A 15,947-nucleotide genomic window follows, 5' to 3' on the forward strand; every position below is an offset into this window, starting at 1 on the left:
GGGGTTCTGCCAGAGGGTGAGCGCGTTGGCGCTCACCGGGGGCGAGCGCACCGCGCTCACCGAGCGCTCGCCTACGCGCTCGGGGTGACCTCTTCGACCTGAGCGCGCAGCCGCTGGGCGGTCGGCCGGGAGACCGGGGTTCCGGTCGAACCGTCCAGGCCCGCCTCGGTGAGCGCGTCGCGGATCTCCGTCCACTCGGGTCGGCGCCCGAGCTCGGTGTAGAGGAGACGGATGCGAGCGTGGCGGCGCTCGGTGAGCGCTTCGCTCTCACTGCGCGTGAGCGCGCCGTCCGCTCGCTGAGCGTCGTCGTCCCCCATGTCGCGCTCACCCTCGTGAGCGCCAGAGGTGAGCGCCGGGCGCTCACGCTCGCCCTGCGTCTGGCCCGGGGTGAGCGCGCTCATGTCCGGGTGAGCGCGGGCGCTCTCCTCCACCCGCTCGACGGTGAGCACGTCTGCGGGGGTGAGCGTGTCGGCGAGCGCGGCGGGCGCCTCACCGAGCTTGAGCGCCATCCGCAGCTCCAGCGGAGCCTTCCACCTCCACGGCCAGCCGTACGTCTCCTTGAGCTGCGCTCGCAGATACGTCTGCTCCTGGAGGCGAGTGAGCGCCTCCTTGTAGGAGGTGATCTCCCACAGGATCATCCGGCGGCGCAGCCGGGCGGTCGGGATCGGGGCGAGAATCCAGCGCGAGCGCCGTACCGTCTCCATCCGGACCTTGCCGGTGACCGCGCCGATCCGCGTCGCGTAGACGTGCGAGGCGATCTCCGAGAACACCACCCACAGCAGCGTGAGGGCGGCATGCCCGATGCGGCCGGAAGCAGAGTCCGAGGCGTGCCAGTTCAGGTACACGGTCACCGCCGTCAGCGCGCGGGGCACCCAGCGGATCCAGCGCAGCTCCATGCCCATCCGGATCAGGACCAGGTTGGCGCCGGTGAACGCCGGGATGGCGACGTCGATGCCGACCGGCAGCAGCCACGGCCACTCCCAGCCCCACCCGGCCGCCTTGGTCTCCAGCGCGGTGTAGGAGGACAGCAGCCCGAGGGTGGACACGACCGCGGCCGCCAGGACGATCCCGACGACCAGGACCAGCTCCTGCCCGGACAGCGGCGGCACCCCGCCGACCGGCCGGGCCTCATCGCGGGCCCTGCGCCGTGCGGCGCGCGACTCGGTCCGGATCTCCCGGCGCCGCGCCCGCTGCACGGTGCGCTGCGTCGCCGCTTCGAGGACCCGCTCGGCTTCGGCCAGGGCCTGCGCGGCGGCGGTCTGGTTGGCCGTGGCCCTCGCCGTTGCCTCCCGGGCCGTCGCCGCGTCCATCTCCGCCTGTTCCCGCAGCCGGGTGACGTCCCTGTCCGTGGCGGCCCGCAGCTCCTCAGCGGAGGTGCGGGCGTCGGCCAGGGCACGGTCGGCGTCGGCACGAAGGCCGACGGCCATCCGCTCCGCCCCGGTCCGAACCTGCGCGGCCTGGTCGTCCGCGCTTTCGCGCATCCGGTCGGCCTCGCCCCGCACCCGCCCCAGCACCTGTTCGGCGTCGCTGGCGGCACGGGTGCGGGTCTCCGTGGCGGTGCGCTCCGCAGCCGCGAGCAGCTCAGTGCGCTTCGTCTCCGCGTCGACGAGGGTCTTCGCCGCGGCCAGCTTGGCCTCGGTGCGGACCTCGTCGGCCTGCGCGGCCGCCGTGGTGGTGACCTGGTCGGCCTGGCGGCGGGCGTCGGCGAGCAGCTGCTCGGCCTTCGCGTCGGCATCGGCACGGACCTGGTCGGCGGCGGCGGCCGCGGTGCTCGCGGCTTCCGTGCGGATCTGGTCGGCGTCGGCCTGGGCGACGGCCAGGAGGCGGGACTGCTCGCTCGAGGCGGTCTCGGTGATCGAGGCCGCCTCGGTGCGCGCCTCGGTGCGCGCGTCGTTCAGCAGCTCGGTCGCGCGGGCCTTGCCGTTGGCCAGGATGCGGGCGACGTCGGCGGCGGCCTGGTCCCGGAGGTCGGCTGCGCGGTCGGCGGCGTCGGCCAGGACCGGGTCGGCCTCCGGGTGCACCAGCGGCACCGTCTCCTCGAGGGCGGCGGTCTGGGCGGGGATCGAGGCCAGCGCGGCGCGCCCGTTGGCGCGGGGCTTCGCGGCCGGGGCAGGCTGCCGCCTACGGCGGGTGGCGGTCTTGGCCACGGGGTGTCCTCCCTTACGTGTGGCGCCTCCGTACGAAAGGGGCACCGCGGGTCGGCGTCGGTCGGTAGGGTCGTGACCAGGCCCTCCGGGGCCCCGGCAGCTCAAATGCCGGGGCCCCGGAGGGCCGTCTGCTCAGGACAGGTGGTCAGGGCCGGGCGGGCAGCGCGCTGCTGTCCTTCCCGAGGTGCTGGCGCAGCCAGGCGACTGCGGCCGGGGTCATCGCCCCGGTGTCCGGCTCGCGCAGCGGCGCGGTGTCGATGTCGTGCATCGCGTCGGCAGCCGGGAGCGGCCGCATGTAATCGGGGTCGATCCCGGCACGGGCCCGGTTGCTGCTCAGCTCGGTCAGGTCGTAGAGGACCTTGCCGGTGTCGACGTGGCGCCAGGCACGCACCACTCGGCCGACGAACGTGTGGCCGGGAAGCCCGAGCCAGAACCGTTCGACGTCGCGGAACAGGACGAGGTCGCCCTCGTTGTAACGGGTCTGCGGCTGGACGGCGTGGATCTGCTGTTGTGCCACGGGTTCTCCTCGTATCGCGTGCACCGGCGGGGACCGGGCGTCCGGGCTGTCCGGCTCCCCTCACCGCCCCGTCCCGCGACTTCACGCGGCCGGAACGAGGCGGATCAGGCAGTCGGCAGATCAGACCTCGTCGACGAGAGTCCGCCGCGGCCAGCCGTCCCCAGCAGGGACGGGCTCGGGGGCGGCCAGGCGGGCGGCGTTCACGCGGCCCGGGGCGTCCATGACACCGAGGAGGATCAGCACCTCCTGGGAGTCGTAGTCAGCGGCGGTCCAGGACTCGCGGTGTACGGGAAGGGCAGGCATACGAGCCTCCTCAAGTAAGAAGGAGCGTGCTCCAGGCGACGCCGGAGCCGAGAAACCGTGCAAGACAGCCGCCCGCCGGGCGGGCCGCCGTGTTGTGCTGGAGCCGTAGGACCGGCCAACGAACGGGTCGGCGTCCCGCCTGGCGGGCGGACTCAGATCGCGGTCATCTGCTGGTACGTGCGCCGCGCCTGACGGCCCGCGGCCGCAGCACGCCGGTCACCGTCAGCGGTCAGATGCCGCACCAGCAGGTGCAGGGACCGCAGCGCGGCTTCGTCCTCGACACCGTCGGCAGGCCCGCGCGGCATCCGGGGCACGCATGGGGTGCGGGTCGTTTTCACGACGCCGAGGCCCCGGACGCGCGGCGGGAGTTGCGGCGCTTGAGGCGGCGGCGCTCGACCTCGTCCAGGCCGCCCCACACCCCGGCCTCCTCGCCCGAGTCCAGCGCCCAGCGCAGGCACTCGGTAATCACCGGGCACCGACGACGGCAGACGGCCTTGGCCTCGGCGATCTGCAGCGCCGCCGGGCCGGTCGTGCCGATGGGGAAGAACAGCTCGGGGTCCTCCTCACGGCAGGCCGCGCGGTCACGCCAGTTGGTGTTGACCGGCAGGTTCGCGGCGGGGGAGTAGGTGGTGCGTACGATGGAGTCGCGCATTTGGGCCTCCTGGATAGGTCCGTACATGGAGAGACAGCCCCGGGGCGGCCACCCCGGGGCTGTCGTACATATGTGGCGGGCCGGCCAGTCGGCCGCCCGTACTCAAGCTCCGCGACCCCGGCCTCCCCGATCACTCGGAATGGCCGGGGCCGCGGTCGTTTGTCGAAGTGTCCTACCGGGTGAGCTGCTCTTCCTGCGTCGCCAGGAGAGTGATCGCGCTCATCAGGTCGGCGCGCTCCCAGGCGGTGAGCTTCGGGGCGTCGGCCTTGCGCGGGTTGAGCGTCTGGATCAGCGCGGCCAGGGTGTCGCGGACGCGCCGGAGGTCGGCGTCGGCGACCGGCCCGGAGATGTTCTGCCACTGCTGCTCGTGCAGCAGGCGCAGGCCCCACGCGCGACGGTCGTTGAGGTCCTCGCGGTCCATCTGCGCCTTGCGGCGGGCGGGGGCGAGACGCTTGGTGTGCGCAGCGAGCTGGGCGAGGCGGCGGCCGTCCGTGCACCGTGAGGTGATGTCGGCGGCGCGCAGGACGGTGCCCTTGTCGTCCGTGATGGAGCAGGTGGAGCAGCCGCGGACGTGGCCTTCGTCCAGCTTGCGGGCCGTCTTGTCGTCGACGGTGCCGCCGACGATCTGCATGACGGCGGGAGTCGAACCGGTCTTCGGCTTGCGGATCACGCGGGTGGAGCGTCGTCCGTTCGTCTGGGTCAGGCCCTCTTCCAGCCGCTGGAACCACTGGTCGACGGTCAGGTCGATGGTGACCAGGCGGTGGCTGCCGGGGCAGCGGACCGGGTCCTCGGAGCCGGCCTTCTCCGTGTGGTGGGGGACCAATTTGGACCGCGCACTCTGCGGCGCGCTGATCGGCACCCAGGTGCGGCAGGTGGGGCAGACCAGCGTGGAGTAGGCGAGATCGACCTCGTGCGACTTGAGGCTGGAGACGACTAACGGCGGCAGGGTGCTGATGGCGCGGGATCGGGCCCGGCGCGGACGCTTCTGAGCGGTGAGGTCACGGGTTCGCGTAAGCATGAGGGCTCCTTCGTACGGAGGGGCAGGGGTGCGTCGCAGGTGCTCTCTCCGCCCTCCAGGCCGCACGGCGAACCGGCGGATCCTGGAGGACGGACAACGCATCAGCGCTGCGGGTGGTACTCGCCGCAGACCATGGGCGGAGGAGTTAGAGGTGCCTCGGGCTCCGGCCACCGAGGTGGCTAGGGCTTTGGACTCCGGCCACCGAAGTGGCGATCTGCTGCGGTAGTGCAAGTGGTCACTGCTCCCCGCGCTCAGCTACTCGCCCTGCGCCGGGAACACCTTGATTAGAGACCCATGCCGGGGGTCTCGTCAACCTGTCTAGCTAAGTAGCTTCCAAAGATCGCTCTGAGCTGCGCTTTTGCTCCGACACATAGGCGTTCACTCGCGCATGGAAACGACCCGTGTCGCGCCCGGCTTTCGGGAAACAACTAGACATGCCATGCTGTGCGGGACCGGCAGCGAGAGACGCTCGCCGTGTTGGGATCGAAAGGGCAGGGGATGGTGACGAAGAGGGAGCCCGGAAAGGTCGAGCGGATCGCCGCCGACATCCGGGACAAGATCGAGCGGCGCGTACTCGCGCCGGGGTCCCGCCTGCCCGGCGTCCCTCAACTCCAGAAGCAGCACGACATCGCCTACCAGACCGCCCGAGAGGTCTACGGGCTCCTGGAGGACGAAGGGCTCGTGTTCTCTCGGCGCGGCAAGGGAACGTTCGTGTCCCTGGTGATCGGGAAGATGATGTCCGACCGCACCAGGCGGTACCTGCCCGCGCTGCGTGAGGCCGGCGGCGCCGTCGGTGCCTTCGAAGCCGAGATGAGGGCCATGGGCCTCGAGCCCAAGGACGCCATCGTCACGATCGGTCGGGACGTCCCGCCGAAGAAGGTCGCCGACATCTTCGAGATGCACCACCGGGCGAAGACGTTGAAGCGCGAGCGCATCATGCCGGTCGGCATTCCTGACGACGCTGAGGCATTGGAGGTCGTCCAGGTGGCGACGTCCTGGTTCCCGCCCGACGTCGTGGATGCCTGCCCCGTGCTTGCCGAATACGACACCGGCATCGGCGGCAGCAAGTCCCGAATGGCGGAGGCTGGCTTCCGGCAGGTCCGTCTGCGCGAGGAGATCGAAGTCAGGTCTCCTACGAAGGAGGAGGCCAAAGCGCTCGGCATCCCCGCTGAACAGGCAGTCCTGGAGATCACCCACAAGGGACTGACCGTCGAAGGCCGGATCGTGGAGATCTGCCTCCACGTACTACCCCGCTCGAAATGGAAGCTCGCATACGAGTGGGTCATCGACTCGCCGGAGAGCGGCTGAGTAGCAAGAACTCCCGTCCTGACGTCGCAAGCGCCAGGACGGATCGAGCGTCCACCACCACACCAGCAAGGAGCATTCAGCACATGGCTAGCAACCGAATCGAAGACAACGGCGTGATCCTGCGTGACGCGCGGACCCGGTACACCACCGGCCAGCGCGAAGAGAACGGCGCTCGCGGAGCGTTCGACGCTGAGCTGCGCCGGTCCGGCCGCAGCCCGCGCACGGAGGTAACCGTCAGTCGTGCCGCCGCGCCGGCGGATGTCGCGGAGCTCCTGGGCGTCGATGGCGACGTCGTCGTACGGGCTCGCGAAATGTTCGACGGTGAGCGCGTCATCCAGCTCGTCACCACGTACATCCCGGCCGACGTCGCAGAGGCCGCAGGCATCGAGCAGGAGGACACCGGCATCGGCGGCATCATCAGCCGGATGAAGGAAGCCGGGTACGACCAGGGCGACACCGCCACCGAGGACATCGAGCTCCGCGAGGCGACCTCGGAAGAGGCCACCCGACTCGGGCTGCCCGAGGGCGCTGAGGTCCTGACCATCAGCCACATCGGTGAGACGGCTGATGGCCGCGTAGTCGAGGTCACCCAGCACGTACTGGGGAAGGGCTGGAAGTTGCGCTACGCCGCTCCGCTCGCCTGACGCACCTCCGCGAGCGGCGTCCCGGTCTCGCCGGGGTGCCGCCGCAGCCAGCCCCTCTGGACTTCTGGAAACGGACCCTCGAATGAACGAGCAGCGCCTCACCGCCCCCGAGCTGATGGAAGAACTCCGCAGCTCCCTGGACACGGACACGGGGTGGATTCCCGCGCTCGCGGGCATCGAAGGGCCGAACGGCCTTCCTAAGGGCGTCGGCCTCACCGAGGTGGCGGGAGCGCTGCGGGACTTCGCCACTGCGGACATCCCGGCCTCCGTCGCTCGCCAGTTGGAGCGCGCCGCCGAATCGGCAGCATCGGCCCTGGCGGGAGACGACAGCAGCACGTACGGGCACCTCGGGACGGCATACGCGTACGTGCTCCAGGCCCGACGTGCTGCCTCGGAGATCGCACCGTAGAACACAGGGAAGATGCGCTGATTCAGATCCCCATGACCGCAGCGAAGGAGGATCCATGGAGCATCACCTGCTGCACTCGGTGTTCCTTCAATTCGCCGACGCCGGACGGAACTCGGCATACGCCGTTCGCCTCCCCCGGGAACGTGGATCGACTCGTATGAACGGCACACACCATGCGCCCCTTGAGACGCTGCGCAAAGTGACGACCGCTGGTGACATCTGGAATGTCACCGCCACTTGTCACCTCCGCGCGATCACCAGCCCGTGCCATGCTCGGCCACAGAAGGGCCGGCTTCCGCTCCGCGGGCATCACCCCGGCGGTGCGCAGGCTGCGCCGCTGGACCGTACGGGGAAGGGGAACGCCGATGGTTGACGAGCGTCCTGACTGGGCTCGCCGAATGGTGGAAGAGCGCGCGGCGCGGGACTGGTCTCAGACTGATGCAGTGCGCGCACTGATGGCCCGGCTCCCCGAGGACCAGGTCGTGAGCGAACAGGACCTGGTCCGGCAGTGGAAGCGGTGGGAAGCCGGGGACGCTCAGCCGCTCAAGTACAGGGCCGCCATCGCCCAGACCTTCGGGACCACCACTGGGGCGTTCTTCCCTGAGAAGTCTCGCCGTGACGGACGCGCTGAAATTCTCCAGGTCAGCGGCATGGACACCGTGGACATCATCGCGCGGCTGCGTGCGTCGGACGTCGACGTCGCGACGCTGGACGCGCTGCGGATCACGGCGGACCGACTGTGCTGCGAGTACGCCTACATGCCCGCCGACCAACTGCTCCTGGAGGGAAAGGCGTGGCTCGCGCGGGTTGTCGGTCTCCAGCACCAGCGGGTCAGCCTCGCTCAGCACCGAGAGATCATCGCGCTCGCCGGGAAGCTCTCGCTCCTGGTGGGCTGTGTCGAGTACGACTCCGGCCGGCCCCGCGACGCGGAGGCCACCCGGCAGGCCGCGCTGATGCTCGGTCAGGAGGCCGGGGAGCTCAGCGTGCAGGGCTGGGCGCACGAGATGCGTGCGTGGTTCGCGCTGACCCGGGGCGACTACCGCGGCGTCATCGCGGCCGCGGAGGCCGGTATCGCCGTGGCGCCCAACGAGAGTGTCGCCGCGCAGTTGTACGCGCAAAAGGCGAAGGCGTGGGCCCGGTTGGGAGACCGGTCGCAGACCGAGATCGCGCTCGACAAGGGTCGCCAGATCCTCGAGCTGCTGCCGTACCCCGAGAACATCGAGAACCATTTCGTGGTCGACCCCGCGAAATACGACTTCTACCGCATGGACGCGCTCAGGAAGTCGGGCGAGAACCGCCTTGCGGGGCAACTCGCCACCGAGGTCATTCGGGCGGGTACGGACTTCGACGGGACGGAGCGGTCGCCCATGCGGATCGCGGAGGCCCGCGTGACGCTCGGGGTGGTTGCCGCGCGCGAGGGGGACCTGGACACCGCGCTCGCCTACGGAGAGCGGGCCCTGGCGGGGGAGCGGAAGTCGCTGCCCAGCCTCGCGATGGTGGCCGCCGACCTTGGGCAGGCCCTCCAGACGCACTACGGACACGCCCCCCAGGCCCAGGAGTTCGTCACCCACCTCCGTGAACTGCGGGGTGGCCAATGAACCCACGAGTCGGACTTTCCCACTTCCCGTCAGGCGGGCATCCCTGCATGGCTTTTTGGGGCGTCTCGGACATCGCGCAAATTCGTCCCGCAAATTTGTCAGCATGTGCAGCTACCCTGTGCACAGCAGTGATCCATAAACGCGAGAACCCCAGCAACCGGGCCTGGTCTGCTGGGGCTTCTCGAACGGTGGCTCAGCCTCCGTTGGCGACGCACCTAATGGGAGGTGATCGCGGGATGCAGGGTACCCGCGCGTGCGGCACGAAACGCGCAACCTGGCCGTTTCCTCACCGTGTTCACTCCATCGAGGCCCGCCGCGGGCATGCTGACGCCGACTCCTGGATGGGGGTCGGGATGACCTAACGGCCATCGACCGCGCGCCAAGAAGCGGACTGACAATCCGCCTCGGCCTCTCGCGGCCCGTCTCACCGACCAGACTCACTGTCCAGGTCGGCCGCCCAGGCCCCGGTTCACCCGGATCTGGGCTCAGCTCATCGAGCTGGTCTTCTGCTGTTCTACCCCGCCTGACAAGCGGGTCGTTCCACCCGGTCCGGCAAGACCGAGCGTCACCACAACTACAACCGCAGTAACCGCAGCAGCGGTAACCGCACCGCAGTAGCCCCTTGACGAGGGCTTCTGCACCGTTCCATCGGCCCCGGCAAGGGCTTTTGGAACATCCGTTCGAATCACGCAAAGACGAAAGACCTACACAAGGAAAGGACTCGCCCCTGGATCTTCGATCGGTGCCCGCTCCTCACGGAGGGGGCCACTCACCCATCCACCCGGCCGTTGTCCGCGCCCCGCGAGGGGTGTGGTGCGTCCGTGTTTTTGAGAGGTGTCCTCGCCATAGTGCACGAGACTGCCGTTCCTTGTCATGTGAAGCGCGCCCGGAATGACCGGGTCTGCAACTTCGATGTGCCCCATCCCACGGGACTGGCCTGCCGTTTTGGCGCGTTTCACGGCTTCCTATATGAAGTTTCCCTTTCTGCAGTTCTCTGCAGGTCGTACCGGTTCGCGGTGGTCTCGCGCGCTGGCCTTGCGGCGCTGGCCGCCCAGGGCGGCCGTCCTCGTGCGCGGGGGCCGTGGGCTCCCGCGCCGGTGGGCTCGGCGGAGCGCCCGTCCTGCCTGGCCGCCCTCCGTCCACAGGCTGACCGGTGCATGGTCGCCGGGTGTGCGCCGAAAACGCATTTCAAGAGGGGTGTCCGCTTTCGCGCGTACACCGGCGTCATGCTGACGCAGAAGATCACGACCAGTACTGCGGGTTCCGCTCTGGCCGGGCTGGTGGGCCGATGAGCGCCGTGGCGGCACCGGCCGCCGTGTTCCCGCGTCCTCGTACGGCCGGCGGCGGGGCTGTCCGTCGTCGGCTGCGCTCGGTCCCGGCGCAGGCCGGGCCGGTCGTGCCCCTGGAGCTGGGCAACCCGTTGCAGCTGACGGAGACGATGCGCACCCGGCTGCTCGGCGCGGTGCGTGCCCTGGTGTCCGCCCCTGCCCTGGACGGGGCGGGTGATCCGGCGCGTCTGGCTGCGGTGGTGCTGATGGCGAAAGCGAAGGTGGCGGCGGACTACCGGACGGCGATCACCGCGAAGGAGCTCGGCAGGTGGCTCGGGCTGCGGCCGTCCCGGGTCGCGCACCATGTCCTGCCGCAGTTGCGTGTGCGGGGCGTGGTCGGGTCTAGGGAGACGGTCAGCGAGACGGGTCGGGTGACGGGTCTGGAGTGCTGGGTGATCCCGATGTACCGGGCGCAGCACGGTGAGGACCGGGGGCACGTGCTGGCGTTGTCGCGGGTGGAGCTGATCCTGCTCCTGGCGCTGATCGAGGTCCTGTTTGCGCCGGGCTGGCACCACGGGGACGGCCGGGTGACTCCGGCGGGGATGCTCGCGCAGCGTACGGGGCGTGGGGCGGCGACGGACCGGCTCGGGCTGCTGCTGATGGTGCTGTCCTGCAACGCGCGGGGCTGGCTGCGGCTGTGCTCGGGCAGCGTGGACACCGAGCGCGGCCGCCCGGCGGCGACGGCTGCCCGGCTGATGGGCTGCTCGCCGGCGGGTGGGGCGAAGATGGTCTCGCGGCTGCAGGCAGAGGGGGCGCTGTGGGTTGGCCGGGATGAGACGGCGTCGGGCCTGAACGGGCGCAGCCGGGTCCGGGTACTGCCGGTCGCGAAGGCGAACGGGATCGCTGTCCGGGAGGCCCGGGAGGCCGCGAGCCTGGTGTTTTCAGACCGCGCTGGTACTGCATCCGGAGATCATGAGGCTACGGCTGCAGCCGTGGCCCCTGTGGTTGCTGGGATCCAGGGTGCTGTGGAGGGCCTGGAGGCGGAGCCCGGAGACCGCGCCGATGCAGCACACCTTCACGCCTCTCACGCTCCTGTAGCTACTCCCGTCGTTCCACTGCAGCTTGATGGTGGCTTTTCCGGCGAAGGCCGTGGGGGGAACCGCCGTCTGCCGGACCGCGCGTGCGTGCGCGAGGACGGCGGCCCGCTCCGCGGGGAACAGCCACAGGAGTCCCCGGTCGTCGGAGGCTTGGAGGTCAGCTGCGGGCCGGTGGCCGCTGGCCCGGTGAGGGTTGTGGATGGTGTGGGTCAGGGCAGGCAGCAGCAGGGGAGGGTGCCCCTGCCCCCGGAGGACCTGCGGGGCGTCCTGGCTCCGGTGGACCTGGTGTGGGCGCGCCTGGAGCGTCAGGGCGCCCGCCGCCTGGTGCGGGACGCGGCGCGCCGCGAGCTGGTGCGGGTGACGGGCCTGTGCCACCAGGTCGATGCGGAGCAGGTGCTGGCCGACCGGCTGGCCCGGCGGCTCTCGCAGCAGCTGCGGATGCGCGGGCCGATCACGGACCCGGTGGGCTGGCTGCTCGCGGTGGGGCTCCCGCAGCGGCAGGAGTGCGGCGACGCGCTGTGCGACGAGCGGACCCTGATCGGCTCGGGGCAGGACTGCCCGCGCTGCGAGGACAAGCTGGCCCACCGCCACGCGCAGCGCAGAGCAGTCGCCGCCCGGGTCGACGCGGCGCTGCCCGAGGCCTCGGCGGCGGAGCGCCGCGCGGCCACCGCCGTGCAGCTGCACCAGGACGTCACTGCCGAAGCGTGGGCCAAGCAGCGCCGTTGGGAGCAGCTCCGTGCCCAGCGGGAGGAGGCTGCGCGGGCCCGTGCCGAAGCCGCGGCCGCGCAGCATCAGGTTCCGGCCGGGCCGGTGGCCCCGGCCGGGCCGTCCGCGCTCCGCCCGACTGCCATCGCCCGCGTCCCGAAGGTCGCGGCGGTCGCTGACGTCGACGAGGAGCGGGAGCTGGTCCTCGAGGAGCTGACTCCCGACGAGGTACGCGACTGGCGGGTGCGGGCGCTCAAGGACCACCAGGTGCTGTTCGCCCACATCGACCGTTACGGCGAGGCCTCGGCCCGGCGGCTGTTCAGCAACCGGCTGGTCGACCAGGCGCAGCGGCTGTCCGGGCTGGGGCACCTGGGCCTTGGCTACACCACCTGGGGGCAGGCGTGAGCAGCGGCGGGGAGGTGTCGGTGTCGGCCTGGCCCGGGTCGCGCTGCGGGCCGCGAGCGAGCAGGGCCGGAAGAACAGCAGCCGCCAGAGCGTGCCGCTCGGCTGGCCGGGACGCAGGCCGTCGTGCGGCGGTCACCGCCGTTGCGTACGACGGCGTGAACACGGAGATCGGCTGTTGACCCAATACCTGTGGTGGGAGCATGAGTTGGGACGAAGGGTGGGGGTATGAGGGGTGACCGGCGGCAGATCCAGACGGCGGTGCTGGGCAGCGCGGACTCGGAGGAGCCGCTGTTGCTGCCATTGGAGGCAATCGAGCTGGACGCCTTCCGCCGCCGGCATCAGCGCGACACGTTCTGGTGTGGTCTGCTCCTCGGTGGATGCGGAGCCCAGCTGACCACGAAGCTCTACACCGACCGGGTCTGTCACTTCGCCCATCACCCCGGCCCGGACTGCCAGCCCCACATCTGCGGCCGCCGCGCCCGAGGTATCTCCAGCGCCGACCACCTGTACGTGAAGTCCGCGGCCGCCGCCTGGTTCCGCAGCCGGGGCGAGGAGGCTGACATCGCCTTCGCCCAGCCGGACGGGGCACAGGTCGGCTCGCTGGTGGACATCACCTCCCGGCACCGCCGGCTGCGCGTGCACCTGGACCAGGCGGTGGAGCCGGTGTGGGACGACGACGGTATCGAGCCGGTGCTGGGGCTGTCGGTGCCGGTCGACCGGGACACCCTGATCCGCCGCTGGTACGTGCACCGGATCCGGCTGGACAGCGAAGGCACCGCCCGCCGGGTACAGATCGGCACCGAGGCGTTCGCACGGCCCACCGAGTGGTTCGCGCTGGACACGTGCACGATGACCGAGCGCGGCCTGTCGACACCGGCGGTAGAGAAGATCATCCGCTCCCGTACCAGCAGGCCCGCCCCGGCCTGGACTCCCGGCAGGGCATACAAAGCCCCGGACATCGAGTTGCGGGAGCAGGTTCTGGACGTCGAGTTGCAGGCGCGGATTCTGCTGCGCGGGCTCGCCGATGCCCGCAAGGTGGAGGCCGTCGTCGTGGTGACCCGGCTGTGTGACCAGATCGCCGAGGTCACCGGCGCCAAGGAGGAGACGCAGGCACAGCTGGCGGCCGCCGTCGCGGACGCCGGGCGCTGGCTGGAGCAGCAGGCCGAGGTCCGCCGCAGCCTCCTCGCCGACCTGGACGCCGCTGTTGCCGCAGGCCACACCCCACGTGTTCGGACGCTGCTCACCCACGTCAACATGACCGCCGTCCCCGACCGAACCGAGGAGGAGATCCGCGTGGTCGGCGCGGCCGCCGACCACCTCGCCTCGGTCGCCTCGGCGGCGGCCGAGTGCGTACAGGCTCTCCTGGAGGACCTCCGCAGCCTCCCCCGGAACCGGCCCGAATACCAGCTGCGCCCCCAGGTGCAGCAGCTGATTCAGGCAGCGGCCGAAGCCGGCCGTCTTCTCCGGCCGCGCCAGGAGATCCAGATCGCTAGGTGGAAGGCCCGCGCGCGCCTCGACAAGCCGGCCCCGGCCCAGACCACCGCGCCCCGCACACCGGTGGCGCGGCCGCAACAGCGCCCGCAGCTGCACAAGCAGATCGCGCGGCGGCACTGGATCAAGACCCAATACCGTTAGTTTAAGAGTTGGTGGGGTTGGAGTGTTGGGGTGTGTGGGGGTGTGGGTGTGCCCTGGTCGCCGGGTTTCTTGACGCGGTAGCGGCAGATGATGCGTTTGGTGACGCGCGGGTTGGTCCGTGGCCGCCGTGGCGGGTTGATCGTGGCCAGGAGTTCGTCAAGAACGAGGGCGAGGGTGAAGGGGCTGCGGTGGTGAGGGGGGAAAGTCCGCCGGCGGCATCAGGGCGATGCGGCGGGCGGCGCGCAGACAGGTGGTGAACGAGAGCCGGTCGGGGTCGAGGGCGTCCGTGTTGGCGCGGGCTGCTTCGAGCATGTGGACGCGCAGTGCGTAGTGCACGAGGAGGTGGCCCCAGATCTGCTGGAGGACTCCGTCCGGGGTCTTGCTGGTCAGGACGGTGTTCGCGCCGATCTGCTGGGTCTTGAGTTCTTTGAAGGTCGTCTCGATCTCCCATCGCTCGGTGTAGAGGGCGGCCAACTCGGGCCCTGGGTAAAGCTCGTGGTCGAGCAGCGTGGTCAGCAGGGTGTAGGTTTCCTGGCCGTCGTCGAGCTGGTAGCGCAAGGCCCGGACGGTGATGCCATGCTCGCGCCGGTGGTCTGTCCGGCCGTGGATCGTAGTGATCCAGGAACCGTCCGGCAGCACCTGCTCGGGGTCGAGCCGGTAGCGCCTGTTCGCCAGCCGCAGCAGCAGATCCGCTCCCGAGGCCGACCAGGCCCGCCACAGGTCCACGCCGGGCAGCCCCCGGTCACCCAGCACCAGCATGCCCGGCCCCATCGAGCGGGCCAGGTCCCGGCCGGTCACCGCCTCGTGCACCGTGTACGCCGACACCTGCGCGTCAACGATGGCGTGTGTACCGCATTCGACCAGTCCCACGACCCTGGCCTGCGGGAACGCCGCCCGCTTGTAAGGTGTCTTGCCCGCCTTGGGCTGGCCGCCGTGCCGCCCGAACTCCTCCTCATTGGCCGCAGTGTCGGCCAGGTCCAGGCAGGTCCCGTCCACCGCCATCAGCCGCAGACCCCGCCAGAACGCCCAGCTCTCCACCGGATCGGCCAGCGGCACAGCGGCCCGGACGAACAACTCCCGCAGCGGCTCCGATCCCAGCCTCCGACGAGCAAGGAAGATCGACGGCTTGCTCGGCTCGCTCCAGGCCCCCAGCAGCCCGATCTGCCGCAGCCCGAACGTCGTCTTGCGCATGACCTCCAGGTACGGATCCGGCGAGAACAACGCCATCCCGAGCACGAAATACATCACCAGCCGGGCCGGAAGCAGCCGAGAACGGCGCTCGACCCGCTCACACGACTCCAGCACCTGGTCCACCAGACCCGCGGGATACACCCGGGCCAGCACCCCCACACTCACCACGTCACGCAACCCCGGCCCCATACCCACTCCCTGAGCATCCATCAGAATCGCCCCAGGGAGAGCTTAAACTAACGGTATTGGATCAAGACCAGCTGTCCACGCTGCCGGGCGGGCAGCGGCCAGGAGTGCGTCGTCGACAACGGGAGCCGCACCCGTCAGGTGCGGCGCGTGCCCCATGACGAGCGGCTGAAGCCGATCATCGACGAACGCAGGGAACGGCAGCGGAACCAGCCGAAGCCGCCGCCCCCGTGGCGGGTGTATGAGGTGAGCTGCCCTGACTGCGGCCAGGGCGCCGACGCCCGGTGCACGACGCCGGGCGGCCCGCACCGCTCACGCGTCGAACGGGCCAAGGAGTTCACCCGTATTCGAAAGCCCCGGCCCGAGGCCGGCACAGAGGCATGACCTGACGAAGACTGGCTGTGCCAGTGAAGCCGTGCCCGGCGCGCCCGCCTTACAGGGCCGCATTCGGCTGGTTCCTGCTTCCCTTGTCACGGAAACAGCCTGGTCGCCGACTTCAGCGGGAGGCGCGGGGGGAGGCGTCGGCGTCCGGATATTGCTGCTCTCGGCAGCCCACTCGTGACGCATTGTCAGACCCGGGTGGTGTCCTCATCTCAACGGGACGTCGGATCAACCGAGTTGCGGCGAAGGAGCGGAACATTGCCCTAGGTTGAGGAGCACGAGCGCGGCGGGCGGAAGGTACGCCGGTACTTCCGGTGGGCGCCGGGAGCGAAGCGAGATCTGTCGGTTTTGCTCCTGCTGGGGCTCGCGGCCGTGGGCTACGGCGGGACGACACGAGGGGCCGACAGCGACGGTCCTGGTCACTCGCCACGACCGACGCCGACGGTCACGTACCCGGTGCACTTCGAGGGCTGGGACGACCCG

Annotated in this window: 14 protein-coding genes; 7 read left to right on the forward strand and 7 right to left on the reverse strand. The window is 70.5% G+C overall.

The window, feature by feature from the left end; all coding sequences use genetic code 11:
• Nucleotides 1–71: 71 nt before the first annotated feature.
• From ABT160_RS24355 to ABT160_RS24380, 6 genes are all read right to left on the reverse strand, one after another.
• Nucleotides 72–2,147, reverse strand: coding sequence for a DUF2637 domain-containing protein (locus ABT160_RS24355; RefSeq protein ID WP_351649890.1), 2,076 nt, complete (start codon nucleotides 2,145–2,147; stop codon nucleotides 72–74).
• A gap of 145 nt (nucleotides 2,148–2,292) precedes the next feature.
• Complete coding sequence (locus ABT160_RS24360; RefSeq protein WP_351649891.1) at nucleotides 2,293–2,664, reverse strand: hypothetical protein; 372 nt, start codon at nucleotides 2,662–2,664, stop codon at nucleotides 2,293–2,295.
• Between the two features lie 120 nt (nucleotides 2,665–2,784).
• Nucleotides 2,785–2,967, reverse strand: coding sequence for a hypothetical protein (locus tag ABT160_RS24365; protein WP_351649893.1), 183 nt, complete (start codon nucleotides 2,965–2,967; stop codon nucleotides 2,785–2,787).
• A 152-nt stretch (nucleotides 2,968–3,119) separates the two neighbouring features.
• Nucleotides 3,120–3,272, reverse strand: a complete 153-nt coding sequence (locus tag ABT160_RS24370; RefSeq protein WP_351649894.1) for a hypothetical protein — start codon at nucleotides 3,270–3,272, stop codon at nucleotides 3,120–3,122.
• A 29-nt stretch (nucleotides 3,273–3,301) separates the two neighbouring features.
• On the reverse strand, nucleotides 3,302–3,619 hold the full coding sequence (locus ABT160_RS24375) for a WhiB family transcriptional regulator (protein WP_351649895.1): 318 nt from the start codon (nucleotides 3,617–3,619) through the stop codon (nucleotides 3,302–3,304).
• A gap of 172 nt (nucleotides 3,620–3,791) precedes the next feature.
• On the reverse strand, nucleotides 3,792–4,637 hold the full coding sequence (locus ABT160_RS24380) for a hypothetical protein (protein WP_351649896.1): 846 nt from the start codon (nucleotides 4,635–4,637) through the stop codon (nucleotides 3,792–3,794).
• A gap of 498 nt (nucleotides 4,638–5,135) precedes the next feature.
• Between ABT160_RS24380 and ABT160_RS24385 the strand changes: the two genes are divergently transcribed.
• The 6 genes from ABT160_RS24385 to ABT160_RS24410 all read left to right on the forward strand — a co-directional run bounded on the left by ABT160_RS24385 (nucleotide 5,136) and on the right by ABT160_RS24410 (nucleotide 13,706).
• On the forward strand, nucleotides 5,136–5,945 hold the full coding sequence (locus ABT160_RS24385) for a GntR family transcriptional regulator (protein WP_351649897.1): 810 nt from the start codon (nucleotides 5,136–5,138) through the stop codon (nucleotides 5,943–5,945).
• 83 nt (nucleotides 5,946–6,028) lie between these two features.
• The gene (locus ABT160_RS24390; RefSeq protein WP_351649898.1) at nucleotides 6,029–6,589 is read left to right on the forward strand and encodes a UTRA domain-containing protein; all 561 of its coding nucleotides are present in this window, start codon (nucleotides 6,029–6,031) and stop codon (nucleotides 6,587–6,589) included.
• 82 nt (nucleotides 6,590–6,671) lie between these two features.
• Complete coding sequence (locus ABT160_RS24395) at nucleotides 6,672–6,998, forward strand: hypothetical protein (protein ID WP_351649899.1); 327 nt, start codon at nucleotides 6,672–6,674, stop codon at nucleotides 6,996–6,998.
• 269 nt (nucleotides 6,999–7,267) lie between these two features.
• On the forward strand, nucleotides 7,268–8,596 hold the full coding sequence (locus ABT160_RS24400) for an NsdA family TPR-like regulatory protein (protein ID WP_502984292.1): 1,329 nt from the start codon (nucleotides 7,268–7,270) through the stop codon (nucleotides 8,594–8,596).
• 1,288 nt (nucleotides 8,597–9,884) lie between these two features.
• On the forward strand, nucleotides 9,885–12,071 hold the full coding sequence (locus ABT160_RS24405; protein ID WP_351649901.1) for a hypothetical protein: 2,187 nt from the start codon (nucleotides 9,885–9,887) through the stop codon (nucleotides 12,069–12,071).
• 225 nt (nucleotides 12,072–12,296) lie between these two features.
• Nucleotides 12,297–13,706 (forward strand): hypothetical protein, encoded by a 1,410-nt coding sequence (locus tag ABT160_RS24410; RefSeq protein WP_351649902.1) that lies wholly within the window; start codon nucleotides 12,297–12,299, stop codon nucleotides 13,704–13,706.
• A 156-nt stretch (nucleotides 13,707–13,862) separates the two neighbouring features.
• Here the strand turns inward: ABT160_RS24410 and ABT160_RS24415 are convergent, their stop codons facing one another.
• Nucleotides 13,863–15,065, reverse strand: a complete 1,203-nt coding sequence (locus ABT160_RS24415; protein ID WP_351649941.1) for an IS4 family transposase — start codon at nucleotides 15,063–15,065, stop codon at nucleotides 13,863–13,865.
• An 81-nt stretch (nucleotides 15,066–15,146) separates the two neighbouring features.
• Between ABT160_RS24415 and ABT160_RS24420 the strand changes: the two genes are divergently transcribed.
• Nucleotides 15,147–15,467, forward strand: coding sequence for a zinc finger domain-containing protein (locus ABT160_RS24420; protein WP_502984296.1), 321 nt, complete (start codon nucleotides 15,147–15,149; stop codon nucleotides 15,465–15,467).
• Nucleotides 15,468–15,947 lie beyond the last annotated feature (480 nt).

This window comes from Streptomyces sp. NPDC001941 (assembly GCF_040296945.1).
GTDB lineage: Bacteria > Actinomycetota > Actinomycetes > Streptomycetales > Streptomycetaceae > Streptomyces.